The sequence below is a fragment of the Pseudomonas sp. LTR0 genome (genome assembly GCF_036630035.1).
Classification (GTDB): domain Bacteria; phylum Pseudomonadota; class Gammaproteobacteria; order Pseudomonadales; family Pseudomonadaceae; genus Aquipseudomonas; species Aquipseudomonas putida_Y.
This window is the reverse complement of record NZ_CP123734.1, coordinates 554,452-579,763: the sequence shown is the minus strand read 5'-3', so window position 1 is coordinate 579,763 and position 25,312 is coordinate 554,452. Positions and strand designations below refer to the sequence as shown.

Annotated in this window: 21 protein-coding genes; 16 read left to right on the top strand and 5 right to left on the bottom strand. The window is 63.3% G+C overall.

Annotated elements, in window-relative coordinates; all coding sequences use genetic code 11:
• Positions 1–208: 208 nt before the first annotated feature.
• The 3 genes from QCL51_RS02690 (at position 209) to QCL51_RS02680 (ending at position 2,456) form a co-directional block, all read left to right on the top strand.
• Positions 209–1,564: an MATE family efflux transporter gene (locus QCL51_RS02690; protein WP_021783967.1), complete on the top strand. Its 1,356-nt coding sequence runs from the start codon at positions 209–211 to the stop codon at positions 1,562–1,564.
• Between the two features lie 96 nt (positions 1,565–1,660).
• On the top strand, positions 1,661–2,047 hold the full coding sequence (locus QCL51_RS02685) for a polymorphic toxin type 44 domain-containing protein (protein WP_172402827.1): 387 nt from the start codon (positions 1,661–1,663) through the stop codon (positions 2,045–2,047).
• Entirely contained in the window at positions 2,025–2,456 is a 432-nt protein-coding gene (locus tag QCL51_RS02680; protein WP_338444578.1) for a hypothetical protein, read from the top strand. Before QCL51_RS02685 ends, QCL51_RS02680 begins: the two co-directional genes overlap by 23 nt.
• A 35-nt stretch (positions 2,457–2,491) precedes the next feature.
• Here QCL51_RS02680 and speA read toward each other — a convergent pair whose 3' ends face one another.
• The 4 genes from speA to QCL51_RS02660 all read right to left on the bottom strand — a co-directional run bounded on the left by speA (position 2,492) and on the right by QCL51_RS02660 (position 6,770).
• A complete protein-coding gene (gene speA, locus QCL51_RS02675) occupies positions 2,492–4,405 on the bottom strand; it encodes an arginine decarboxylase (protein ID WP_010951840.1) in 1,914 nt (637 codons plus the stop codon).
• A gap of 150 nt (positions 4,406–4,555) precedes the next feature.
• The gene (locus tag QCL51_RS02670; RefSeq protein ID WP_003255318.1) at positions 4,556–4,927 is read right to left on the bottom strand and encodes a translation initiation factor Sui1; all 372 of its coding nucleotides are present in this window, start codon (positions 4,925–4,927) and stop codon (positions 4,556–4,558) included.
• Between the two features lie 239 nt (positions 4,928–5,166).
• Positions 5,167–5,700, bottom strand: coding sequence for an NUDIX hydrolase (locus tag QCL51_RS02665; RefSeq protein WP_021783965.1), 534 nt, complete (start codon positions 5,698–5,700; stop codon positions 5,167–5,169).
• A gap of 2 nt (positions 5,701–5,702) precedes the next feature.
• Positions 5,703–6,770: a DUF2333 family protein gene (locus QCL51_RS02660; RefSeq protein ID WP_021783964.1), complete on the bottom strand. Its 1,068-nt coding sequence runs from the start codon at positions 6,768–6,770 to the stop codon at positions 5,703–5,705.
• Between the two features lie 248 nt (positions 6,771–7,018).
• Between QCL51_RS02660 and QCL51_RS02655 the strand changes: the two genes are divergently transcribed.
• The 6 genes from QCL51_RS02655 (at position 7,019) to accC (ending at position 15,166) form a co-directional block, all read left to right on the top strand.
• The gene (locus QCL51_RS02655) at positions 7,019–8,374 is read left to right on the top strand and encodes a diguanylate cyclase (protein ID WP_338444577.1); all 1,356 of its coding nucleotides are present in this window, start codon (positions 7,019–7,021) and stop codon (positions 8,372–8,374) included.
• A 143-nt stretch (positions 8,375–8,517) separates the two neighbouring features.
• Positions 8,518–10,479: a methyl-accepting chemotaxis protein gene (locus QCL51_RS02650; RefSeq protein ID WP_103443423.1), complete on the top strand. Its 1,962-nt coding sequence runs from the start codon at positions 8,518–8,520 to the stop codon at positions 10,477–10,479.
• A gap of 342 nt (positions 10,480–10,821) precedes the next feature.
• Positions 10,822–12,594, top strand: coding sequence for a protein-disulfide reductase DsbD (locus QCL51_RS02645; protein ID WP_274118818.1), 1,773 nt, complete (start codon positions 10,822–10,824; stop codon positions 12,592–12,594).
• Positions 12,595–12,773: 179 nt separating this feature from the next.
• Positions 12,774–13,229, top strand: a complete 456-nt coding sequence (gene aroQ / locus QCL51_RS02640) for a type II 3-dehydroquinate dehydratase (RefSeq protein WP_003255330.1) — start codon at positions 12,774–12,776, stop codon at positions 13,227–13,229.
• Positions 13,230–13,328: 99 nt separating this feature from the next.
• Positions 13,329–13,793 carry an acetyl-CoA carboxylase biotin carboxyl carrier protein gene (gene accB, locus QCL51_RS02635; RefSeq protein ID WP_021783960.1) on the top strand — a complete coding sequence of 155 codons (465 nt, stop codon included), beginning with the start codon at positions 13,329–13,331 and terminating at the stop codon, positions 13,791–13,793.
• A gap of 17 nt (positions 13,794–13,810) precedes the next feature.
• On the top strand, positions 13,811–15,166 hold the full coding sequence (gene accC, locus QCL51_RS02630; RefSeq protein ID WP_003255333.1) for an acetyl-CoA carboxylase biotin carboxylase subunit: 1,356 nt from the start codon (positions 13,811–13,813) through the stop codon (positions 15,164–15,166).
• Between the two features lie 55 nt (positions 15,167–15,221).
• Here accC and QCL51_RS02625 read toward each other — a convergent pair whose 3' ends face one another.
• Complete coding sequence (locus QCL51_RS02625; protein WP_103470204.1) at positions 15,222–17,075, bottom strand: sigma-54-dependent Fis family transcriptional regulator; 1,854 nt, start codon at positions 17,073–17,075, stop codon at positions 15,222–15,224.
• Positions 17,076–17,358: 283 nt separating this feature from the next.
• Between QCL51_RS02625 and QCL51_RS02620 the strand changes: the two genes are divergently transcribed.
• The 7 genes from QCL51_RS02620 (at position 17,359) to QCL51_RS02590 (ending at position 25,308) form a co-directional block, all read left to right on the top strand.
• Positions 17,359–18,414 (top strand): NAD(+)/NADH kinase, encoded by a 1,056-nt coding sequence (locus QCL51_RS02620; RefSeq protein WP_028697781.1) that lies wholly within the window; start codon positions 17,359–17,361, stop codon positions 18,412–18,414.
• Between the two features lie 22 nt (positions 18,415–18,436).
• The gene (locus QCL51_RS02615; protein WP_010951830.1) at positions 18,437–19,414 is read left to right on the top strand and encodes a thiamine pyrophosphate-dependent dehydrogenase E1 component subunit alpha; all 978 of its coding nucleotides are present in this window, start codon (positions 18,437–18,439) and stop codon (positions 19,412–19,414) included.
• Positions 19,415–19,447: 33 nt separating this feature from the next.
• Positions 19,448–20,470 carry an alpha-ketoacid dehydrogenase subunit beta gene (locus QCL51_RS02610; RefSeq protein WP_021783957.1) on the top strand — a complete coding sequence of 341 codons (1,023 nt, stop codon included), beginning with the start codon at positions 19,448–19,450 and terminating at the stop codon, positions 20,468–20,470.
• Positions 20,467–21,573: an acetoin dehydrogenase dihydrolipoyllysine-residue acetyltransferase subunit gene (locus QCL51_RS02605; protein WP_021783956.1), complete on the top strand. Its 1,107-nt coding sequence runs from the start codon at positions 20,467–20,469 to the stop codon at positions 21,571–21,573. Before QCL51_RS02610 ends, QCL51_RS02605 begins: the two co-directional genes overlap by 4 nt.
• Before the next feature lie 52 nt (positions 21,574–21,625).
• Entirely contained in the window at positions 21,626–22,690 is a 1,065-nt protein-coding gene (locus QCL51_RS02600) for a 2,3-butanediol dehydrogenase (RefSeq protein WP_223279163.1), read from the top strand.
• Between the two features lie 212 nt (positions 22,691–22,902).
• Positions 22,903–24,636 carry a C13 family peptidase gene (locus QCL51_RS02595; RefSeq protein ID WP_021783955.1) on the top strand — a complete coding sequence of 578 codons (1,734 nt, stop codon included), beginning with the start codon at positions 22,903–22,905 and terminating at the stop codon, positions 24,634–24,636.
• 27 nt (positions 24,637–24,663) lie between these two features.
• Positions 24,664–25,308, top strand: a complete 645-nt coding sequence (locus tag QCL51_RS02590; RefSeq protein WP_021783954.1) for an oxidoreductase — start codon at positions 24,664–24,666, stop codon at positions 25,306–25,308.
• Positions 25,309–25,312: the final 4 nt, after the last annotated feature.

The window sequence follows — 25,312 nt, the reverse complement described above, 5'->3', positions numbered from 1 at the left end:
TTGCGCGCCAGGTCAGACCATGGTCGCGCTAAATGGTTGCCTGGTCGGTACACTGTGGCCATTCGTTAAAAGGGGGCCGCGTTGCGCCCCTTCGCGGGCTTGCCCGCTCCCACAGGTTTGGCGTCGGCCGCAAGAGCAACACTTTCCTGTGGGGGCGCGCAAGCTCGCGAAGGGGCACACAGCGGCCCCAAGATCTCATGGAATGCACATGCCCCAACTCGCTGCCGACTGGCGCCACCGCCCCACCCACCGCAAGGTCTGGGCGCTAGCCGCGCCGATGATCCTGTCAAACATCTCGGTACCGCTGGTGGCGCTGGTCGACAGCACGGTCATCGGCCATCTTCCGCACGCCCACCAGCTGGGCGCCGTGGCCGTGGGCGCCACCTTGTTCACCTTCATGGTCGGCCTGATGGGCTTCCTGCGCATGGGCTCCACCGGTTTCGCTGCTCAGGCTGCCGGCCGTGGCGACGGTGCCGCGTTACGCCAGGTACTGGTGCAAGGGCTGCTGCTGGCGGTCGGCTTCGCCCTGTTGATCGGCCTGCTGGCCCTGCCCTTCAGCCAGCTGGCACTTCATGCGATGCAACCCAGCGCAGCCCTGCAGCAATCCACCGAAGACTTCTTCCATACCCGCCTGCTTGGCCTGCCTGCGGCGCTGGCCAGTTACGCGCTGGTCGGCTGGTTCCTCGGCACCCAGAACGCCAGGGCACCACTGGCAATCCTGCTGACCACCAACCTGCTGAACATCGCCTTGAACCTGTGGTTCGTGCTGGGCCTGGACTGGGGCGTACTGGGCTCGGCGCGGGCGTCGGTGATTGCCGAATGGAGTGCCGCCCTGCTCGGCCTGGCCTTGACCCGGCCGGCCCTGCGGGCCTACCCGGGGCAGATCGTGTGGGCAGCGCTCAAGCGCTGGCAGGCCTGGAGGCCACTGCTGGCGGTGAACCGCGATATCTTCCTGCGCAGCCTGGCGCTGCAACTGGTCTTCCTGCTGATTACCGTGCAAGGCGCGCGCCTGGGCGAAGCGACCGTGGCAGCCAACGCCCTGTTGCTCAATGGCCTGCTACTGACGGCCTATGCGCTGGATGGGCTGGCCCATGCGGTGGAGGCCTTGTGCGGCCATGCCATTGGTGCCCGTGACCGCGACACCCTACGTCGCTCGCTGGTGGTGGCCTGCGGCTGGTCGCTGATCACCAGCCTGGGCTTTGCCGGGCTGTTCCTGCTGGGTGGGCACCTGTTCATCGACTTGCAGACCGACATCGAAAGTGTGCGGGCGGCGGCTTATCCGTATTTGCCCTACCTGGCGTTGCTGCCGTTGATCGCGGTGTGGAGTTACTTGCTGGATGGCTTGTTCATCGGCGCGACCCGGGCGCGGGAAATGCGAAATGCAATGCTGGTTTCGGTGTTGATTGCGCTGCCGGTGGCAGTGGCCATGAGCGGGTTGGGCAACCATGGGTTGTGGATGGCGTTTCTTGGGTTCATGGGGTTGCGGGCGGTGACGTTGGGGTGGGTTGGATGGAAACTGAAACTGGAGGACAAGTGGGTCACAGGGCCCGGAAACACAATATGAAAAATATGCTCGATTGACTGCTTCCAAGCCTCTGGCCGATAAAAGCAGAACCCATGGAGGGGGCTCACACCAACGGCCTATGAGCAAGGAGCCATCATGTACCCTCCACCCGCGCCATCAGGTGTCTCAGTACTTAGCAACATGCACGCTGCAAGCAAAGAGCGTAACTACTTTAAAAATGGCGGCAGTGCTTTTCTAGTGTCGTGGTTCTATTCGAAGGTTCGTAATCGAGGCGAGTGGGATTACAAGCAACAGGGAAGGCAATATGAGGCTTTAGGTAATTTCAATTATGGCGCAACTGGAACTGCTGCTGGCCTTTCGGAGGAATTCCTGTTGAGGGGGGCGGGATGGGCACAGAGCCGCGCGGGGACCAGTAATTCAGCATTTGGATCATGGTGGGGCAGCTCCCCTTATGGCGACGACCCCGAGGATCAGGAATGGATCAAGAAAGGGATCGAATATGCCAAGTCATACGGGTATTAGATGGCTGATTGCTTGCCTGCTTCTGCTTATCCTCGGTCAAACCCTATGGATCTTCTCCAGAGATGCAAGGCCTGTGTTGACCAAGATTGTTTCTCAAACTCCAATTGGCAAGCAGAGTGCCATTTATGAGGTGCTCAGCGATGCTGGTGGGGCGACAGTGCCGCTGATCTACTTGTACTTTGTGGCTGAAAAACAACAGCACGATGATCAGGTCTTGAAGGGCCTTGAAAGGCTGACGCCTTTCCTGGTCACTCGACAATCGGGCGCCGTGCTGCACGTGGAGGGCCTGAAAATAACGGCGCGGACTGAGGAGCAGGTCTACAGCTATTCGAGTACCACTCTTCTCGAAGAGGGTGGCGCAGTATTGCCTATTACAATCGAACTCACCGCGACGTCTCACCGAGAGTGATAGTCAAAGGGGCCGCGCAACGGCCCCTTTGCATTTCAGGAGGACAGGTACGAAGACCGGGTCAAGCCCAGGCGCAAGGCATCCAGATACTGGGTCCGCTCACGCGCAGTGATCTTGGCGCTGGCAACCTTGTCGCGGTAATGCGTCATCAACTCTTCCGGCGACAGGTGCACGTAGCGCAGCATGTCTTCGATGGTGTCGTGGGTTTCGATACCGGCGTGGTACACGCTGCCGTCGGCATTCTGGTAGATGTTCACCGAATCGGTGTCACCGAACAGGTTGTGCATGTCACCCAGGATTTCCTGGTAGGCACCCACCAGGAACACGCCCAGCAGGTAATCCTCACCCTCCTTCACCGCATGCACCGGCATGCTGGTTTCAATGCTCTGCTCGTCAACGTACTGGTTGATCTTGCCGTCGGAATCGCAAGTCAGGTCCTGCAATACCGCACGCCGCATCGGCTCTTCGTCCAGGCGGTGCAGCGGGATGATCGGCAGGACCTGGCCGATGGCCCAGGTGTCTGGCAGGCTCTGGAACACCGAGAAGTTGCAGATGTACTTGTCGGCCAGCTTGTCGTTCAGCTCGTCCAGCACCTGGCGGTGCGAGCGCTGGCGGGCTTTCAGCGAGTTGTGCAGGCGGCGGCACACGGCGAAATAGCACTGCTCGGCCAGGGCCTTCTCGCCCAGGCTCAGCTTGCCATCGGCGTACTGCGCGGCCACATCACCCATGTAGTGGGTGGCGCGCCAGTAGGTCTCGGTGACCATCTCGATGTCGGTCGGGCCAAGCAGGTCGACCAGCCACTGCACGGTCTCGGGCAGGGCTTCCTTGTTCTCGATGGTCGGTACGTCGTCGTTGTGTTTCTCGACGTCGGTTACCTGGATCACCAGCATGGCGTGGTGCGCGGTCAGCGAACGGCCACTCTCGGAGAAGATGTGCGGGTGCGGCAAGCCCTGCGCGTCGCAGAACTCCTTGAGCATGCCCACCACCACGCCGGCGTAGTCGTCCATGTCGTAGTTGATCGAGCTGGCATTGCGCGAGTGGGTGCCGTCGTAGTCCACACCCAGGCCGCCACCCACGTCGATGTGGTCGACCGGCAGGCCCAGCGCACGCAGTTCGCCGTAATAACGGATGGCTTCCTTGAAACCGTGCTGGTAGTCAGCCAGGTTGGCGATCTGCGAACCCATGTGGAAGTGCAGCAGGCGGATGCCCTGATCCAGGCCCGCATCGCGGAAGCGCTGCACCACCGAAAGCAACTGGGCGGCGGACAAACCGAACTTGGACTTCTCGCCACCGGTGTCGGCCCACTTGCTCGAGGCCAACGACGACAGGCGAACGCGCAGGCCAACCTGTGGTTTCACCTTGAGCTCGGCGGCCTCTTCGATCACCAGGGCCACTTCCGACTCTTTCTCGATGACGATGAACACATTGTGGCCAAGCTTCTGACCCATCAGCGCCAGGCGAATGAACTCACGGTCCTTGTAGCCATTGCAGACGATGGTGCCGCCCTTCGGCGCCAGCGCCAGCACTGCCAGCAACTCGGGTTTGGAGCCGGCTTCCAGGCCGATGGAAACGTTTTGCGTGGCGATGATGTTTTCCACCACCGCTTCCTGCTGGTTGACCTTGATCGGGTACAGCGCGGTGTACTGGCTCTGGTATTCCAGGCGCGCGATGTTGGCGTCGAAGGCACCGGTCAGCTGGCGCACACGGTCCTGCAAAATGTCAGGGAAGCGCACCAGCAAGGGCAGCGACAAGCCGCTCTGGCGCAGTTCGTCGACCTGTTCGAACAGGTCGATCGGAGCGCTTTGAGGGCCGTTGGGGCGTACTTCGACGCGCCCGGCTTCATTGATGGCGAAATAGCCAGCGCCCCAATGGCGGATACCATAAACACTGCGGCTGTCGGCCACGGTCCATTGGCTACCATCGTCTTTGCGTGTGCGTCGTACGGACATTCAAGTCCCCTATAGATAAGTCGAAGACACTGCCCGCAGGCAGCGGGGCGAGTGTAAAAGCTGAAAATGACGATTCATCCGTGCTCAGGCATAGACTCTGACCACGAGAACGAGTTTAGAAAGCGCTGGGCAAAAAATCGCGCGATGGCCTCAGCCGCCGGACTTTTTCGCCTTGAAACCCTGTTTGGTCAGCTCGCCGATCAACAGCTCGACATGGTCGCCCTGGATCTCGATAACCCCGTCCTTCAGGGCGCCGCCGGTGCCGCAGCGGCGCTTGAGCGTGGTCGCCAGTTCTTTGAGCTGGTCGGGCGGCAGCGGCACGCCGGTGACGGTGGTCACGGTCTTGCCGCCACGGCCTTTGCTTTCGCGGCGCACGCGGGCAATGCCGTCGCCTTCGGGGATGATTTGCTGCTTGCAGGTGCAGGCGTCCACCGGCTGGCCACAGTCGGGGCAGTGCCGACCGGCGTCGGTGGAGTACACGAGACCGCCAAGGGCGGAAAAGGAAGAAGCTTTCTTGGCCACTTTTGTTCCTCGGTGCTGAGGACAAAAACTGGTCGTGCCTTGGGGTTGAGGCCGACCGCGAAGCCCCACTCTGGCAGGGGCGGCGCTACTGCTGCAAGAATTGCGGCAGCCCGAAAAGGGCGCGCAGTGTAACGATAAATACGGCGATTGTGTAGGAGCGGGTTTACCCGCGAATAAGGGCAAAGCCCTTGCCCTGCGAAACGGGTGTCTGGGCCGGTATTTCGCGGGCAAACCCGAGCCTACAAAGTGGCCTTATAGCGCTGCAACGCCGCCAACGAGTCCGGGCAATAAGGCTTGCTCAGGCTTTCCTGCTCAGCCTGTTCCAGACCGATGAAGCGCGCCTCGATCACCTCTTCCGGCTGCAACCGCAACGGTGCATCCGACACCGCCGAATACACCGCACACCACAAGCGGTTATCAGGCTGGTCGAAGTAGAACCGCTCGTGAAAGCGCAGCTCGGCGCCCTCGATGCCCAGCTCTTCGGCCAGCTCGCGCGCGGCCGACTCGGCATACGCTTCGCCAGCCGCGACCATGCCGCCCGCCGCCACATCCCAATACCCCGGGTACAGCGCCTTGCTCAGCGTACGGCGGTGTACACACAGTTCACCGGCACTGTTGAACAGCAGAATGAATGTGCAGCGCCCGATCAGGCCACGCTCGCGCAGCTCGGCACGAGGCAAGGCGCCCAGTACCTGGTCGGTTTCGTCCACCCAGGTCACCAGCTCGCGGTCGGAAGCCGCCCGATGGGCGGCCTCGGCTGGGCTGATAGCCATCATCAACCCTGCGACAGCAGCTGACGCAGGTCGATAACCGCGGCGTTGGCCCGGGAAATGTAGTTGGCCATGACCAACGAGTGGTTGGCCCACATGCCGAAGCCACTGCCGTTGAGCACCATCGGACTCCACAGCGGCTCTTGCGAGGCTTCCAGCTCACGGATGATCTGACGCACGCTGACCGTGGCATTCTTCTTCGCCAGCACGTCGGCGAAGTCCACCTCGATGGCACGCAGCAGGTGCGACAGCGCCCAGGCTTGGCCGCGGGCTTCGTAGAACACGTTGTCGATCTGCAGCCATGGCGTTTCCACCAGCTCCTCATCCACCTGCGGCGCCTGGCCGGCAACGACCGACTCGGTCTTCAGCGTGGAGTTGAGCTTGACCCGGCCAACGCTGGCCGAGAGGCGCTGCGACAGCGAGCCCAGACGGGTTGCCACGTCACCCAGCCAGTTGTTCAGGTTGTCGGCGCGGGTATAGAAGATCGCGCCCTTGTCGCCGGCAGCCAGGCGGGTCTGGTAGCGGGTCAGCGACTTGATGCCTTCTTCGAACTCCGACTCGCTCGAAGGCAGAATCCAGCTCTTGTTGTCGAAGTTGAAGCGGGGCTCGGCCTTGGCCAGGTCGGCGTCTTCGGTAGACTGCGACTGCGAACGGGCGAAGTCTTTACGCAGAGCACGGGACAGGTCGCGGACCTGGACCAGCACGCCATATTCCCAGCTTGGCATGTTGTCCATCCACAGCCCCGGCGGGAAGCGGTCGTTGGAAATGTAGCCGCCCGGCTTGTTCAGCAAAGTGTTGGCCACGGTCTTGAGGGTTTCGACGGTGGTATAGCCCACCACCATCTGCTGGCCAGCACGTTCGGCTGCAGCCTGGGCGTTTTGCTGCACCGGGAACAGAGCCGGCTCCTGGCTCCAGTACCAGCCCAGGCCGATACACACCAGCAGGTACAACCCGATCAGGGTCCCCAAGGCACGGCTCCAAAGGCCGCCAAGGTAGCTACGGGCGGCAGCGCCGCGCCCGTCGACACGCTCACGGGGCTCGGCTTTGGCCTCTCGGTTTTTCCAGTCCAGCATGGCTTTGTCCTTAATCAGTCACGACGGTTCAGGGGCTTTGACCACAGGCCTGCGCTAGGGTGCCACGGTAAGCCCGCATGCCAGCACTATAAAGCAGACACCACCGTACGCATAAGCGACCATTCAGTCAGCAACTGAATATTCGTTCTACCCGCTTTGTTGACGCAGGGCACTCACGCACTTGAAAAGAGCTGCTAGCATAGAGCCATCATTGCCCCTGCACATCCCAACCTATAAGTAGCCAGGACATGAGCCAAGCAGTCGAGCCAAGCCCGCAGTGCCCCGTCCAGCCGCTGACGCGTAACGGCCTGCGCAAGGACGATCCGCTCGACCAGCTGCTGCTGCCCGTGCGCAAACCGGTGTACATCCTGCTGCAGGACCACGAGCGTGCCCAGCGCCTGGCCCAGCAACTGGAATTCTTTGGTCTGGTAGTGCAAGCGTTGCCCAGCGCCGCAGCGTTTCTCGCCTCGATCAGCGAGTACCCGCCGTCGGCCATCATCATGGATGTCGACTTCACCGGCGCCGGCCTGGGCTTGCTGCTGGCCGCTCAGGTGCAACAGGGGCTGGCACGCGCTATTCCGTTGCTGTTCTTCAGCCATCACGAAGCCGACACCCCAACCCGTCTGGCTGCGGTACGCGCTGGTGGCCAGGACTTTCTCACCGGCAGCCTGGAAGCTTCCAGCTTGCTGGAAAAGGTCGAACTGCTGACCAACACCGCCCCGCACGACCCGTTGCGCGTGCTGATCATCGACGACTCGCGCACCCAGGCCCTGTACACCGAGCGTGTACTGGCCGGCGCCGGCATGCTCACCCGCAGCCTGACCGACCCGATCCGCACCATGGCCGAGCTTGCCGACTTCCAGCCCGACCTGATCATCCTTGACCTGTACATGCCGGCTTGCACCGGCCCGGAGCTGGCCAAGGTAATCCGCCACAGTGACCGTTATGTGAGTGTGCCGATCATCTACCTGTCTGCCGAGGACGACCTGGACAAGCAACTGGATGCCATGAGCGAAGGCGGTGATGACTTTTTGACCAAGCCGTTTCGCTCACGCCACCTGATCACTACCGTGCGCAACCGCGCCGCCCGCGCCCGTCATTTGAAGGCGCGCATGGTTCGCGACAGCCTGACCGGGCTGTACAACCACACTCATATCCTGCAGCTGCTGGAAGACTGCAGCTTCCGCGCCCGCCGTGAGCAGCAGCCGTTGAGCTTTGCCATGCTCGACATCGACCACTTCAAGAAGATCAACGACCGCCATGGCCACCCCATGGGCGACCGAGTGATCAAGAGCCTTGCTCTATTCCTCAAGCAGCGCTTGCGCAAGACCGATTTCATTGGCCGCTACGGTGGCGAGGAATTCGCCATCGTCATGCCCAATACCGCGCTGGACGCCGCACACAAAGTGCTGGACGAAATTCGCCGGCGCTTTGCCGAAATTCTCTACCCGGCGCAGCCACAAGACTTGCAGTGCACCTTCAGTGCAGGGGTGGTGCAACTGGACGAGGGGCTGGATGCACTGACCATGGCCAGTGCAGCGGACGAGGCGCTGTACCGGGCCAAGCATGCGGGGCGTAATTGCGTCGTTCGTGTAGAGCCCTGAGATTCGCACTCACTGTGCCGGCCATACCAATAGAGGCACTGTGCCACTTTTTTCTGACTCCAAGCCCCTGGCGTCATCACCCCGTCACAAAATCGCAATAACTTCAGGCGCCTACCTCTCCCCTGCGCAGGAAGTTCGTGGCTATGCGCCTGAAGTGGCTGACCAATTTCAACACCCTGTTGCTGGTGACCGTGTGTATCGCCTTGGGCGCCACCCTGTGGTGGTCGCAGCGCGCCCTCGAGCGCCCCTACCAGATGATGGAGCGCTATCTGGGCCTGTCCCAGCAGTTTCAGAACCAGGCGGCGCGCAATATCCAGGCCTACCTGGGCAACGGCGATGCCCTGCGCCAGGCCGCCGCCATGGAGGCGAACCAGCAGTTGCAGACCGCACTGACGGACTGGCCCGTTGAGCTGGCCGAGAAGTTGCGCCCCAGTCTGGATAGCCTGCAGGCCTTCACCGCCAACGAACTGCTGGCCGCCGGCAAGCTGGCCGGCGACCCGCAAGCCCTGTTGCTGCAAGCCGAACGGGAGCTAGGGGCGAACTTCGAGCAAATGGCCAGCTACGCCCGCGACAGTGGCAACGCCGAGGCCAATCGCTACTTGCTGCCCTTGCTCGACGCAACCGTGCACCTGAGCCGGCTGTCGTTGGCTCGCGACAAGCTGGTCAGCAGCGGCCGCCCGGAACTGGCCGATGAGGTGGAGCGCGAGCTACAACTGATCCGCGCCCAGGCCCAGATAGTCGACGGCCTGCCACTGCTCGGCGTAACCCGCACGGCCGAATCCGGTGCAGACGACTTCGCTGCAATGATGGGCCTGGAATCCCAGGCCAGCGCCCAACAGGAAGACATTGCCGTGGGCCTTAAGCGTGAATTGCAAAGCCTGCTCAATCGCTACCCGGCCGAACTGCAACGCACCCGCGAACAGATCGAGCGCCGCGCCGAGCTGGCCGCCAGCACCGGCCAGCGCCTGGAAGCAGTACAACAGGCCATCGCCGCGCTGGAGCCCGAAGTACGCGGCCAGCATGCAAAAATCGCTGCCGAGGTGCGCATCATCCAAGGCCTGATGATCGGCCTGATCCTGCTGATCGCCCTACTGATCGACACGCTGCAACGGCGCCTGGCACGCACCCTGACCGGCCTGGCCCCGGCCCTGTCACGCTGGGCCGAGGGCGACTTCGCCCAGGCCATCGTCCTGGGCAAGACCAACCGCGAACTGCATGACATTCAGGAGTCGCTCAACCGCCTGCGTCAGTACCTGGTGGAACTGGTAGGCACCATTCGCCATAACGCCGAGCAGGTGGCCGGCAGCAGCCACGCCCTGGCCGGCATGAGCGCCGCGCTGCACGGCGGCGCCGAACGCCAGGCCGGCGATACCGGGCAGATCCGCGATGCCTTGGGCGAACTGGAAGCGACCATTCAACAAGTGGCCGGTGACGCCAGCGCAGCCGCCGAGGCCAGTCGCGATGCCGGGCGTGCCGTGGAACAAGGCCAGGCGGTAATTGGCCAGAGCCTGTCGGGCTTGCGTGAACTGGTCGATGAAGTGCAAGGCAACGCCCGCATGATCGAGCAACTGGCGGAAGAGTCGGCAACCATTGGCGGGGTGCTGACGGTGATCCGCTCGATTGCCGAGCAGACCAACCTGCTGGCACTGAACGCCGCGATAGAAGCGGCCCGTGCCGGCGAGATGGGCCGTGGCTTTGCCGTGGTTGCCGATGAGGTGCGCTCACTGGCCCAGCGCACCACGGGCGCTACCGGCGAGATTCAGGCATTGATCGACCGCTTGCAGCAGGCCGCCAGAAGTTCGGTGGCGGGGATGCGCGCGCAACTGGAACACGCCGAGGCCACGGCCAGTCAAGCCCAAGCGGCGGATGGGGCACTGGATGAGATTGTCTGTGCCATTCGAACCATTTCCGATACGGCGGTGCGGATTGCCGATGTCACGGCGCAGCAGAGTGGCGCGGTGAGCGAGATTCGTGATCACAGCGAGCGGATTCACGAATTGGGTGAAGACAACCTGCAACGCATTGGCGAGGGGCGTGAACAGGGCGAACAGTTGCTGAGCCTGGGCGGTGAGCTGAACCGGGCGGTGCGAGCGTTCAGGGTTTGAGTTGAGCTTTTCAGCGCCTGGGCGATCGAGCGCCGCCCGCGCGGCGCATCGCGAGCTGCGCTCGCTCCTACGTTTGTTTCGGGCCAGTAACGCCAGTGACAGGCGCGCGCGACCGCCTTGTTTTTACGACGCGATATCACGCCATGCGCCAAGGGGGGCGCGCGCAACTCCCTCAGGAATAATTGGCCCGAAACAAACGTAGGAGCGAGCGCAGCTCGCGATGCGCCGCGCGGGCGGCGCTCGATCGCCCAGGCACTGCACATGTCATGTGCGAGCACTACTGGCCCCAACCCACACCAACTCCGCTATCATGCGCAGCAAGTTCCACCTCGCGAGTCCGCCATGCGCCGCCTGTTTTTCATGCTGTTCCTGCTGCTGGCCAGCCCTGCCTTCGCCGCAGGCCTGCTCGACAACCGCCCCAGCGCCACCCTCGGCGCCGCTTCGCTGGCCAACAACGCCGACTTCCTGCCGGTACACGAGGCCTTCAAGCTCAACCTTGTCCAGGCCGATGCGCAAACCATCAAGCTGCGCTTCGTCGCCACCGATGGCTACTACCTCTACCGGCACCGCTTCCAGTTCCACACGGAACCGGCCGATATCACCCTGGGCACGCCGAACATCCCCAAGGGTGAGCCCAAGCACGATGAATTTTTCGGCGACGTCGAGGTTTACCACGGCGTGCTCGATATCGAGTTGCCACGCAAAGACCCACGCGCCTTCACCCTGCTGGTGGGCTACCAGGGTTGCGCCGACAAGGGCTTGTGCTACCCACCGGAAACCGCACGCCTGAGTATCGATGGCGAAGGCGTTGCAAACGCGCCGGCCACCCGCGAACACGGCTGGAACTGGAAGTCGCTACTGCTGTTCTTCCTCGCTGGGGTCGGCCTGACCTTCACCCCCTGTGTCCTGCCAATGCTACCGATCCTCTCCGGTGTGGTGTTGCGCGGCCAGGTTGGCGGCGTGCGCGGCCTGGCGCTGTCGCTGGCCTACGTGCTGCCAATGGCGGCCAGCTTCGCGGTACTCGGCGCACTGATGGGCCTGTTCGGTGCAAGCCTGAACCTGCAGGCGCGCCTGCAGTCGGCCTGGGTGCTGGTTCCCTTCGCGCTGTTCTTCGTGGTGTTCGCCCTGGCCATGTTCGGCCTCTTCGAGCTGAAGCTGCCCCAGGCCCTGAGTAACCGCCTGAACAACGTCGCCAACCACACCCGGGGCGGCTCGCTGCTGGGCGCAGCAGTGCTCGGTGTGCTCTCCAGCTTGCTGGTTTCTCCTTGTGTATCGGCGCCCTTGGCCGGTGCCTTGCTCTATATCAGTGCCAGTGGCGATGCCCTGGGTGGTGCGCTCAAGCTGTTCGCCCTGGGTTTGGGCATGGGTGCGCCGTTGCTGCTGGTGGCCACCGGGGGCGCGGCCTGGCTGCCCAAAAGCGGCCCATGGATGAACACGGTGAAAAACGCCATCGGCGTACTGCTGCTGGGGCTGGCCATCGGCTTGCTCAGCCGTGTACTGCCAGGCCCTGTGACCTTGCTGCTGGTCGGTTTCCTCGCTGCGGGTGTGGCACTGTTCCTCGGCGCCCTGGAATTCGTCGTCAAGACGACGCCCCAGCGCCTGGCGCAACTGCTCGGTCTGGCCTTGCTGGTGTACGCGCTGGCTTGTTGGTACGGCGCCCTCACTGGCCAGGGCGACCCACTGCGCCCACTGCCGGTTGAGTCACTGGCCGCCAGCGGCGGTCTGCCGGCAGCAAAAGCCGATGCCTGGCAGACCATCACCACACCTGGCGCCATGGACGCAGCCCTGGCGCAAGCCAAGGCCGCCGGCCAGCCAGTGCTGCTGGACTGGTACGCCGACTGGTGCATCAGTTGCAAGGTGATCGAGCATGAGGTGCTCAATGCACCGCAAGTGCAAACTCAGCTGTCCGGCTTCAAACTGCTGCGTTTCGACATCACCGAAAGTAATGCCGAGCAACGCAAGCTGCTCGACCGCTACCAACTGTTCGGCCCACCCGCCCTGCTGTTTTTTGCTGCGAACGGCAGCGAAATTACCGCTGATCGGGTGATTGGCGAGATAAATGCCGGTGAATTTGCGCAGATTCTGACGCGCGTACGCGGCAAAGTCGGTCTATAACTTCCCGCGAACCGGGAAAAATCCTGAAATGAATGACCGGATTTAATTATCCGGTCACATACTTCGCGCGAACCTCGGACATCGTGCTGGCTATTGCCGGGAACTGGACACTTGCCGTTGCTTTACGGCACACTCGCCGCGCTGTGTCGAATTGCCCTACAAATCCAAGGAATCCGCAGATGGCAACGCTACTGGTGCTCCACGGCCCCAACCTCAACCTGCTCGGTACTCGCGAGCCAGGCCACTATGGCGCCGTGACCCTGGCTCAGATCAACCAGGACCTGGAGCAACGTGCCCGCGCCGCAGGCCACCATCTGCAGTACCTGCAGAGCAATGCTGAATACGAACTGATCGACCGCATTCACGCCGCACGCAACGAGGGTGTGGACTTCATCCTGATCAATCCGGCTGCTTTCACCCACACAAGCGTCGCATTACGTGACGCATTGCTTGCGGTGAGCATCCCATTCATCGAAGTGCACCTGTCCAACGTGCACAAACGCGAACCGTTCCGTCACCACTCCTACTTTTCCGATGTTGCCGTAGGGGTGATCTGCGGTCTGGGCGCCAGCGGTTATCGACTGGCCCTGGAGTCCGCACTGGAACAACTGGCTGCCAACGCACAGCCCAAATGATGAAAACCCTGGCCTAAATGGGCCGGGGTTCGAGAGAAACGTTTCAGATACGTTTTTTGTATTTCGCCCCCTGACCGAACCTTTGGGAGTTGATGATTAATGGATATCCGTAAAGTCAAGAAACTGATCGAGCTGCTGGAAGAGTCTGGCATCGACGAACTGGAGATCAAGGAAGGCGAAGAGTCGGTCCGTATCAGCCGTCACAGCAAGACTCCAGCTGCCCAGCAGTTCTATGCACCGGCGCCTATGGCTGCCGCCCCTGCCGCAGCTCCGGTCGCCGCTGCTGCCCCAGCCGCCGAAGCCGCTGCTGTTGCCGCCCCGGCCCTGAAAGGCACCGTGATCCGTTCGCCAATGGTAGGTACCTTCTACCGCAAGCCTTCGCCGACCTCGCCTAACTTCGCTGAAGTTGGCCAGTCCGTGAAGAAAGGCGACACCCTGTGCATCGTCGAAGCCATGAAGATGATGAACCACATCGAAGCCGATATTGGCGGTGTCATCGACGCCATCCTGGTAGAAGACGGCCAGCCGGTTGAGTTCGACCAGCCGCTGTTCACCGTCGTTTGAATCGCGGAGAGCCAACGATGTCTGGGAAGCTCGAAAAAGTCCTGATCGCCAACCGCGGGGAAATTGCCCTGCGGATCCTGCGTGCCTGCAAAGAGCTGGGTATCAAGACCGTCGCCGTGCACTCCACTGCCGACCGTGAACTGATGCACCTGGGCCTGGCAGACGAGTCGGTCTGCATCGGCCCTGCATCGTCCAAGGATTCCTACCTGCATATCCCTGCGATCATCGCTGCCGCCGAAGTGACTGGCGCCACTGCGATTCACCCGGGTTACGGCTTCCTGGCAGAAAACGCCGATTTCGCCGAACAGGTGGAAAAATCCGGTTTCGCCTTCATCGGCCCGAAAGCCGACACCATTCGCCTGATGGGCGACAAGGTTTCGGCCAAGGACGCGATGATCAAGTCGGGCGTACCGACCGTACCGGGCTCCGATGGCCCACTGCCAGAAGACGAAGAAGTTGCCCTGGCGATTGCCCGTGACGTCGGCTACCCGGTGATCATCAAGGCCGCCGGTGGCGGTGGTGGTCGCGGCATGCGCGTGGTGCACAAGGAAGAGGACCTGATTTCCTCGGCCAAGCTCACCCGTACCGAAGCCGGTGCAGCCTTCGGTAACCCGATGGTTTACCTGGAGAAGTTCCTGACCAACCCACGCCACGTGGAAGTACAGGTACTGTCCGACGGCCAGGGCAACGCCATTCACCTGGGCGACCGCGACTGCTCGCTGCAGCGCCGTCACCAGAAAGTACTGGAAGAAGCACCAGCCCCGGGCATCGATGAGAAAGCCCGCCAGGAAGTGTTCAAGCGCTGCGTCGATGCGTGCATCGAGATCGGCTACCGTGGTGCGGGTACTTTCGAGTTCCTGTACGAAAACGGCCGCTTCTACTTCATCGAGATGAACACCCGCGTGCAGGTTGAGCACCCGGTATCGGAGATGGTCACTGGCATCGACATCGTCAAGGAGATGCTGAGCATCGCCGCTGGCAACAAACTGTCGTTCCGCCAGGAAGACGTGGTGATCCGTGGCCACTCGCTGGAGTGCCGGATCAACGCCGAAGACCCGAAGAAGTTCATCCCGAGCCCAGGCAAGGTGAAGCACTTCCACGCCCCAGGCGGCAACGGCGTACGCGTCGATTCGCACCTGTACAGCGGTTATTCGGTTCCGCCGAACTACGACTCGCTGATCGGCAAGCTGATCACCTACGGCAAGGACCGCGACGAAGCCATGGCGCGCATGCGCAATGCCCTGGACGAGATCGTCGTCGACGGCATCAAGACCAACATCCCGCTGCACCGCGACCTGGTGCGTGATGAAGGCTTCTGCAAAGGCGGCGTCAACATTCACTACCTCGAGCACAAACTGGCCAACCAGGAGTGATCGTGTAGTGTGATGTACCAGAACCCCGGCCCTGTGCCGGGGTTTTTTATTGCCCCTAGCTCTTCATCCGCGGCATGTCGATACGATGCTCATGCACTCGCCGATAAAGCGTCGCACGCGAAATACCCAAAGCCCGCGCCGCATCCGCCGGCTTCCAGCGATGGCGGATCAGCGCGTCCAGCAACAGCTGCCGGGCCGGGCACGACACCCCACTTTCAGCCGAGCCAACCGCTTCACCACGCACCTCCTGCGGCAGATCCTGTAGCCGCACCTGCCCGCCCTCACTCACCGCACAGGCATACCGCAACACCTGCCGCAGCTGGCGCAAATTGCCCGGCCAGCGATAAACCAGTAATGCCTGCAGCGCGTCATCCGCCAACACCACCTCCACCCCGCAAGCCGCAGCCTCCTCGGCCAGCAACTGGTGAATCAGCCCCAGCCGGTCATCACGCTCACGCAAGGGGGGTAGCTCAAAGCGGGCATTGGCCAGGCGGAAGTACAAGTCTTCACGAAATCGCCCGTCCTCCACCATCGACGCCAGATCGCGATGGGTCGCACAGATCACCTGAATATCCACCCGCTCCCGCCGTGCCGCCCCCAGCGGCGCCACCTCCCCCTCCGCCAGCACCCGCAGCAGGCGGGTTTGCAGGTTCAGCGGCATGTCCCCGATCTCGTCGAGGAACAACGTGCCGCCATCGGCCTGCTGCAACAGCCCTTGCATGCCTTTGCTGGAAGCCCCGGTGAAGGCCCCGGCCACATAGCCGAACAACTCGCTTTCGATCAGGGTTTCCGGGATGGCCGCGCAGTTCAGGGTAACGAATGGGCCATCACAGCGCTGGCTTTGCTGGTGCAGTTGGCGGGCGAATACTTCCTTGCCGGCCCCGGTCTCACCCAGTACCAGCACCGCCAGGTTGCAGTCCTTGACGCGCGTGGCCAACCGCAGGTGCTGCTCGATGCGGGTGTCCTGGGCCTGGCGCACAGGCTGCGCACGCTGGCGTTGCTGCGGTGCGCTGACCCTGCCATACAAACCGCCCAGACCAGGCAGACGCTGGGCGGACGACGCGCTCACCCGGCGCAGCTGGTCGATGTCCAACAGTTCGCCAATGTGCTCGGGCAAGCGCCCCAGGCGTTCCACCAGCCGTTGCCGCGCCAGGCTGTTTATTGCCTGCAAGCGGCCATCGGCATCCCAGGCCAGCAGGTAGTCGGGTTGGCTCTCCACATAGCCCGGCGTGCCGTGGGCGCGCATCACCCAGTGGCCCTGGGCGCTGTGCATGAAGAAGGCGTTTTCAATCTCGCGGGCCGTCTGCTCGACCAGTTGGCGGATCAGGTGCTGGCTGCGCCGATCGTCCGGCGACTGCAAGGCCGACACATCAACCACGCCCAGCAGCTCGCCCAACGGGTCGAACACCGGCGCCGCTGTGCAGGTCAGGCCAATGAAGGCGGCGCGAAAGTGATCGCGCTTGTGCACCGTGACCGGGGCCTTGCTGGTCAGTACCGCCGCCACGCCGCATGTGCCCTCCTCGCCCTCCGACCAGCAGGTCCCCAGATATAGCCCAGCCTTGCGACAGTCGTTACGGATGGCCGACTCGACCCGGTAATCGATGGTTCGCCCCTGGGCATCGGTAAGCAGCACGCAGTAGTCAGCGCCGCGCACCCGTTCGTGCAAGCGCGCCACGGCATCGCTGGCGATGCGCAGGAACAGCTCGGCGCGTTCGCGGCATTCGTTGAGCAGGCTTTGGGAAAGGATACGCGGCCCCTGCTGGGAACCGGGGTCGAGGCGGTACACATCCATGGAGCGACGCCATGAATCGAGAATCAGTGGTGGTACCGGCGCCTGCGGCAGGCGGTCGGCATTCTTCACCACCCTGCTGACGCAGTCCACATGGGCTCGGGAGTTCGCGGCAAGCATTCAGGCCCTCCGGTTCTCGTTGCTGTTTTTATCGTTGTCCGGCCATTAAGCGCCTCTGGGCATGCCCCGACAAGCACTGTGTGATTACCGGCTGGCTTGAGACGCAGCGTCTCAGCGTCTCGGCAACGCTGGCCCGGCGCTGGTACCCGGCGTCTCGCCGCCGCACCCGTGAAGACCTGCCCGATCACGACCAGAACCCTCTAGCCCGGCCACTTCAACCATCGCGAAGAAAGCTGGCACCCCGCTTGCTCCTGCCCTTGCAAACAAAAATACGAGGTGCGCCATGCCGCTACCCGCCCCGATTGTCGGGATCATTGCCAACCCTGCCTCTGGCCGCGACCTGCGCCGCCTGACCGCCAATGCCGGGCTCTATTCGAGCACCGACAAGGCCTCGGCTATCCAGCGCCTGCTGGCCGCTTTCGGCGCCACCGGCATTGGCCAGGTGTTGTTGCCCAGCGACATGACCGGCATCGCTGCCGCAGTGCTCAAGGCCAGCCAGGGCCCAGGGGCCCGTGACCAGCACTGGCCGGCCATCGAGATCCTCGACCTGCCACTGACCCAGACCGTGGCCGATACCCGCCTGGCAACCCGGCGCATGGTCGAGCGCGGCGTGGCGATGATCGCCGTGCTGGGCGGTGATGGCACCCACAAGGCGGTCGCCGCCGAGGCCGCTGACGTGCCGCTGCTGACCCTGTCCACCGGCACCAACAACGCCTTCCCCGAACTTCGTGAAGCCACCAGCGCGGGCCTGGCCGGTGGCCTGCTTGCCAGCGGCCGGGTAGCGGCCAGCATCGGCTTGCGCCGCAACAAACGCTTACTGGTGAACGTGCCAGAACAACAGCTGGCCGAATGGGCCTTGGTCGAGGTGGCCGTGTCGCCGCAGCGCTTCATCGGTGCCCGTGCGCTCAGCCGCAGCGAGGACCTCTGCGAAGTCTTCGCCTGCTTCGCCGAACCCCACGCCATCGGCCTGTCGGCCCTGTGCGGCCTATGGTGCCCGGTGTCACGGCAAGATCCGCACGGCGCCTGGGTACGCCTGGCCCCCGGTGCCGAACAGGCGTTGTTGGCGCCATTGGCGCCCGGCCTGCTGCAAGCCTGCGGCATCTCCGCCTGCGGTCCGCTGACGCCCGGCGTCGCCCATCGCCTGAGCCTGGCCAGCGGCTCCCTGGCCCTGGACGGCGAACGCGAAATCGAATTTGCCGAGCATGACACGCCCACCATCACCCTCGACCACCAAGGCCCACTCAGCGTGGACGTCGAGGCCGTGCTGGCGCATGCCGCCCGCCACCACTTGCTGGCCGTCCCGCGCGGCCACCGCCTGCACCCTGCAAACCCGTGTTGAGACAACCCCGGAGAACAACAAGATGTCCAATCAACTCAGTACTGAACAACTGCTGCATGCCTATGAAGTCATGCGGACCATCCGCGCCTTCGAAGAACGCCTGCATGTGGAGTTCGCCACCGGCGAAATTCCCGGCTTCGTCCACCTGTATGCCGGCGAAGAAGCCTCTGCCGCCGGGGTCATGGCCCACCTGCGCGACAGCGACTGCATCGCCTCGACCCATCGCGGCCATGGCCACTGCATCGCCAAAGGCGTGGACGTGTACGGCATGATGGCCGAGATCTACGGCAAGAAGACCGGCGTGTGCGGCGGCAAGGGCGGCTCGATGCACATTGCCGACCTGGAAAAAGGCATGCTCGGTGCCAACGGTATCGTTGGCGCCGGCGCACCACTGGTGGCCGGGGCGGCGCTGGCGGCCAAGCTCAAGGGCCGCGATGACGTGTCGGTAGCCTTCTTCGGCGATGGGGCATCCAACGAGGGCGCCGTGTTTGAAGCCATGAACATGGCGTCGATCATGAACCTGCCCTGCATCTTCGTGGCCGAGAACAACGGCTACGCCGAGGCGACTGCCTCCAACTGGTCCGTCGCCTGCGACCATATTGCCGACCGCGCTGCCGGCTTCGGCATGCCTGGCGTCACCATCGACGGCTTCGACTTCTTTGCCGTATACGAGGCCGCCGGCGCCGCCATCGAGCGCGCCCGTTCCGGGCAAGGGCCGTCGCTGATCGAGGTCAAGCTCAGCCGTTACTACGGCCATTTCGAAGGCGATGCGCAAACCTACCGCGCCCCTGATGAAGTGAAGAACCTGCGCGAATCCCGCGACTGCCTCATGCAATTTCGCAACAAGACCACCCGCGCCGGCCTGCTCACGGCCGAGCAACTGGACGCCATCGACGCCCGCGTCGAGGACCTGATCGAAGACGCCGTTCGCCGCGCCAAGTCCGATCCCAAGCCACAGCCCGCCGACCTGCTCACCGACGTCTACGTCGCCTACCCCTGAGCCGCGGATTACAAGAACAACAGGAGAACCACCATGGCAAGAAAGATCAGCTACCAGCAGGCCATCAACGAAGCCCTGGCCCAGGAAATGCGCCGCGACAACACGGTGTTCATCATTGGCGAAGACGTCGCTGGCGGTGCCGGTGCGCCCGGTGAGGATGACGCCTGGGGTGGCGTGTTGGGCGTGACCAAAGGCCTGTACCACCAATTCCCCGGCCGCGTGCTTGACGCGCCGCTGTCGGAAATCGGCTACGTCGGCGCGGCCGTCGGCGCCGCTACCCAGGGCCTGCGCCCGGTGTGCGAACTGATGTTCGTCGACTTCGCCGGCTGCTGCCTGGACCAGATCCTCAACCAGGCCGCCAAGTTCCGCTACATGTTCGGCGGCAAGGCAGTGACCCCGCTGGTGATGCGCACCATGTATGGCGCCGGCCTGCGTGCGGCAGCCCAGCACTCGCAGATGCTCACTTCGCTATGGACGCACATCCCCGGCCTGAAGGTGGTGTGCCCCTCCTCGCCTTACGATGCCAAGGGCCTGTTGATCCAGGCGATCCGCGACAACGACCCGGTGATCTTCTGCGAACACAAGCTGCTGTACAGCATGCAGGGCGAGGTGCCGGAAGAGGTGTACACCGTACCGTTCGGCGAAGCCAACTTCGTGCGCGACGGCGACGATGTGACCCTTGTTACCTACGGGCGCATGGTGCATGTGGCGCTGGAGGCCGCCAACAACCTGGCCCGCCAGGGCATCGACTGCGAGGTGCTGGATTTGCGCACTACCAGCCCACTGGACGAAGACAGCATTCTGGAAAGTGTGGAGAAGACCGGCCGCCTGGTAGTGATCGATGAAGCCAACCCGCGCTGCTCGATGGCCACCGACATCAGCGCGCTGGTGGCGCAGAAGGCTTTTGCCGCACTCAAGGGCCCGATCGAAATGGTCACCGCGCCGCATACTCCGGTGCCGTTCTCCGATGCCCTGGAAGACCTGTACATCCCTGACGCGGCGAAGATCGAAGCCGCCGTGCGCAAGGTGATCGAAGCCGCAAGGAGTGCCGCATGAGCCAGATCCATACCCTGACCATGCCCAAGTGGGGCCTGTCGATGACCGAGGGCCGGGTGGACACCTGGCTCAAGCAGGAAGGTGACGAAATCAGCAAGGGCGACGAGGTGCTGGACGTCGAGACCGACAAGATCAGCAGCAGCGTCGAAGCGCCATTCAACGGCGTGCTGCGCCGCCAGGTAGCCAAACCGGATGAAACCCTGCCCGTCGGCGCACTGCTGGCGGTGGTCGTCGACGGCGAAGCAGAAGAAGCCGAGATCGATGCTGTGGTACAGCGCTTCCAGGCCGAGTTTGTCGCCGAAGGTGCGGCCGACCAGAGCCAGGGGCCGGCCCCACAGAAGGCGGAAGTAGGCGGGCGCCTGCTGCGCTGGTTCGAACTGGGTGAAGGCGGCACACCGCTGGTGCTGGTGCACGGTTTTGGCGGTGACCTCAATAACTGGCTGTTCAACCACCCGGCGCTGGCTGCAGAACGCCGTGTCATTGCCCTCGACCTGCCGGGCCACGGCGAGTCGGCCAAGGGCCTGCAACGGGGCGACCTGGATGAACTGAGCGAAACCGTGCTCGCCCTGCTCGACCACCTGGACATCGCCAAGGCCCACCTGGCCGGCCATTCCATGGGCGGTGCCGTCAGCCTCAACGTGGCGCGCCTGGCACCGCAACGGGTAGCCAGCCTGAGCCTGGTGGCCAGCGCCGGGCTGGGCGAAGCGATCAACGGGCAGTACTTGCAAGGTTTCGTCACCGCTGCCAACCGCAATGCACTCAAACCGCAGATGGTGCAATTGTTTGCCGACCCGACGCTGGTCACCCGGCAAATGCTGGAGGACATGCTCAAGTTCAAGCGCCTGGAAGGTGTGGACCAGGCCCTGCAGCAGCTGGCAGGCGCGCTCGCCGACGGCGACCGGCAGCGCCACGACTTGCGCGGGGTACTGGGCAATCACCCGGCACTGGTGGTGTGGGGTGGCAAGGATGCGATCATCCCGGCCAGCCATGCCGAGGGCCTGGAAGCCGAAGTACTGGTGCTGCCAGAGGCCGGCCACATGGTGCAGATGGAGGCGGCCGAACAGGTCAACCAGCAACTGCTCGCATTCCTGCGCAAGCACTAAGCCCTTTTCGTGAGCCTGGAGAACAACAATGAATGACCTGAGCCACACCCACATGCGCGCGGCCGTCTGGCATGGCCGCAACGATATTCGTGTCGAACAGGTACCTTTGCCGGCCGACCCTGCGCCGGGCTGGGTGCAGATCAAGGTGGACTGGTGCGGCATCTGCGGCTCCGACCTGCACGAGTATGTTGCCGGCCCGGTGTTCATCCCGGTAGAGGCCCCGCACCCGCTGACCGGCATTCAGGGCCAGTGCATCCTCGGCCACGAATTCTGCGGCCACATCGCCAAGCTTGGCGAAGGCGTGGAAGGCTATGCCGTAGGCGATCCGGTGGCGGCAGACGCCTGCCAGCATTGCGGCACCTGCTATTACTGCACCCATGGCCTGTACAACATCTGCGAGCGCCTGGCGTTCACCGGCCTGATGAACAACGGTGCCTTCGCCGAGCTGGTCAACGTGCCCGCCAACCTGCTCTACCGGCTGCCGCAGGGCTTCCCTGCCGAAGCCGGGGCACTGATCGAACCGCTGGCGGTGGGTATGCACGCGGTGAAAAAGGCCGGCAGCCTGCTTGGGCAAACCGTTGTAGTGGTGGGGGCCGGCACCATCGGCCTTTGCACCATCATGTGCGCCAAGGCTGCGGGGGCGGCGCAGGTCATCGCCCTTGAAATGTCCTCTGCGCGCAAAGCCAAAGCCAAAGAGGTAGGCGCCAACGTTGTGCTGGACCCCAGCCAGTGCGATGCCCTGGCGGAAATCCGCGCACTGACAGCAGGGCTGGGCGCCGATGTGAGTTTTGAGTGCATCGGCAACAAACATACGGCCAAGCTGGCCATCGACACCATCCGCAAAGCAGGCAAGTGCGTGCTGGTGGGTATTTTCGAAGAGCCCAGCGAGTTCAACTTCTTCGAGCTGGTGTCCACCGAGAAGCAGGTGCTGGGGGCGTTGGCGTACAACGGCGAGTTTGCCGACGTGATTGCCTTCATTGCTGATGGTCGTCTGGATATTCGCCCGCTGGTAACCGGCCGGATCGGATTGGAGCAGATTGTCGAGCTGGGCTTCGAGGAACTGGTGAACAACAAAGAGGAGAATGTGAAGATCATCGTTTCACCGGGTGTGCGCTGATTGCACCTTGAAGGCAACGTGGCACCTGTGGGAGCGGGCGCGCCCGCGAAGAAGCAACACGGTTGAGGGCACCGGCTTCGCCGGTGTTCGCGGCTGAAGCCGCTCCTACAGGGCACGCGCAAGGTTCCAAGGCTGTGCGCCGACACATGGGCTCGCTGTCTCAGGATCCCATTCTGCGTCATACTCGGCAGACCTATTGCCCGGTCCTTGCCATGCGTCCATTGCTCCCCATTACCCTGGTCCTGCTGCTCGCCGCCTGTGGCGATGGCGAATCGCTGCTCCCGCCGGACGCACGGCTGCCTGACGGTGGGCGTTACCGGGGGCAGGTGGTCAATGGCCTGCTGCAGGGCGAGGGCCGAATCGACTACCCCAACGGCAGCTGGTACGCCGGCAGCTTCAAGGACGGCCAGTGGCACGGCCAGGGCGAATGGCATGGCCAGAACGGCGAGGTCTACCGCGGCCAGTTCGCCGAGGGGCTGTTTCAGGGCCTGGGCGACCTGACCACCCCGGGCAGCCACTATAGCGGCACCTTCCGCCACGGCCGCCGCGACGGCGAGGGCACCCTCAAACAAGCCGACCAGACCTACCGCGGCCAGTTCAAGGACGACCTGTACGACGGCGCAGGCCAGCTGGAGCTGGCCGACGGCAGTCGCTATCAAGGCTTGTTCGCCAAGGGCAAGCCCAACGGCGCCGGGGTGCGCAGCGATGCCAGCGGCAACCAGTTCAGCGGCCTCTTCGTCAACGGCCAGCTACAAGGCGCCGGCACCTACGACAGCGTTGATGGCGAGCAGTACATCGGCGAGTTCAAGGACAACCGCCTGGAGGGCCGTGGCCGCTACGAAAATGCCGATGGCGATGTGTGGATCGGGGAATTCAAGGACGGCTCGCTGAACGGCGAAGGGGAACTGCTGGGCAGCGATGGCAGCCACTACAAGGGTGAGTTCGCCGACTGGCATCTGTCGGGCCAGGGCAGCCTGCAACTGCCCGACGGCAGCAAGTACATCGGCGGGTTCCTGAACGATGCCTACCATGGCCACGGGCGACTGATCCTGGCCAGTGGCAAGGTCGAAAGCGGAACATGGGCCAACGGCGTGCGCGTGCGCGACCAAAATGGCAAGCTGCTACCAGACCCACTGGACCTGGCTTTGCTCAACCAGGGCCGGTTGCTGAACGAGGCACTGGCTCGGGTACCACGCTCGGCGCCACCGATCCAGCTGTATAGCCTGGTAGTGGCCGGCGATGGCCAGCAAAGCGTATTCCTGCGCGAAGCCGACTACGTCAGCAACATGCTCAAGGTGCGCTTTGGCGCGAGTGGCCAGGTCACGCTGGTCAACCACCGCGACCACATGGCCACACGCCCCATGGCCACACGCGAGAACCTGTCCCGCGCCGCCACCACCCTGGCAGAGCGCAGCGGCCCCGAAGACCTGGTGTTCATCTACCTCACTAGCCATGGCAGCCAGGACCACCAACTGGTGCTCGACCAGCCCCGCCTGCAACTGGCCGATCTTTCTGCTGACGAGCTGGCCACTGCCCTGGCCCCGCTGAAGGATCGCGACAAGGTAATCGTCATCTCTGCCTGCTATTCAGGGGGCTATATCGCCCCGCTCAAAGACGAGCGCACGCTGATCATGACCGCTGCCCGGGCCGACCGCGTCTCCTTCGGTTGTTCGGAAGAAGCCGACTTCACCTACTTTGGCGATGCCCTGTTCGCGGAAGCGCTGAACCAGACCGACGACCTGAAACAGGCGTTTGAACTGGCGCGCGCCAGCGTTGCCGAAAGAGAACATAGGGAAGGCTTCGAGGCCTCCGAGCCGCAGCTGTGGGCTCCGCCCGCCGTGCTTGAGCACTGGCAGCACCTGCGCCAGCAACAAGCCGAAGAAGCGTTGCGTAACGCCGCACAGGCCAACGTGAGGGAACAGGCAAAAACGCCCGGCACTCACTAGACTTGTGTGTAACAAGGGAGAGACATCATGTACTTGACGCCTCAGCATGTCCTGCTTGCCGGAGCCACCGGCCTGACCGGTGAACACCTACTGGACCGCTTGCTCAACGAGCCCACCATCACCCGTGTACTGGCGCCTACGCGCCGACCATTGGCCGAGCACCCGCACCTGGAAAACCCGGTGGGCGACCCGGCGGTGTTCCTTCCGCAACTAGCCGGGCGGGTCGACATCGCCTATTGCTGCCTGGGCACCACGCTGAAGCAGGCGGGTTCCGAATCGGCTTTTCGCGCAGTGGATCTGGACATGGTGGTCGCCTTCAGCAAGCGTGCCCGGGAAATGGGTGCGCGGCATCTGCTGGTGGTCAGTGCAGTGGGCGCCGACCCCAAGTCGTCAATTTTCTATAACCGGATCAAGGGCGAGATGGAAGAAGCGCTCAAGGCTCAGGACTGGCCACAGCTGACCATCGTGCGGCCCTCATTCCTGCTGGGCGAGCGGCTGGAGCCACGGCTGACTGAACAGCTTGTGGCGCCGTTTTCCAAGTTGATACCCGGGAAGTACCGGGGAATCGAGGCTTGTACCCTGGCGCGGGCCCTGTGGCGGCTGGCGCTGGAGGAAGAAGACGGCGTGCGGGTTGTGGAGTCGGATGAGTTGCGCAAGCTGGGCAGGATCTAGGCTT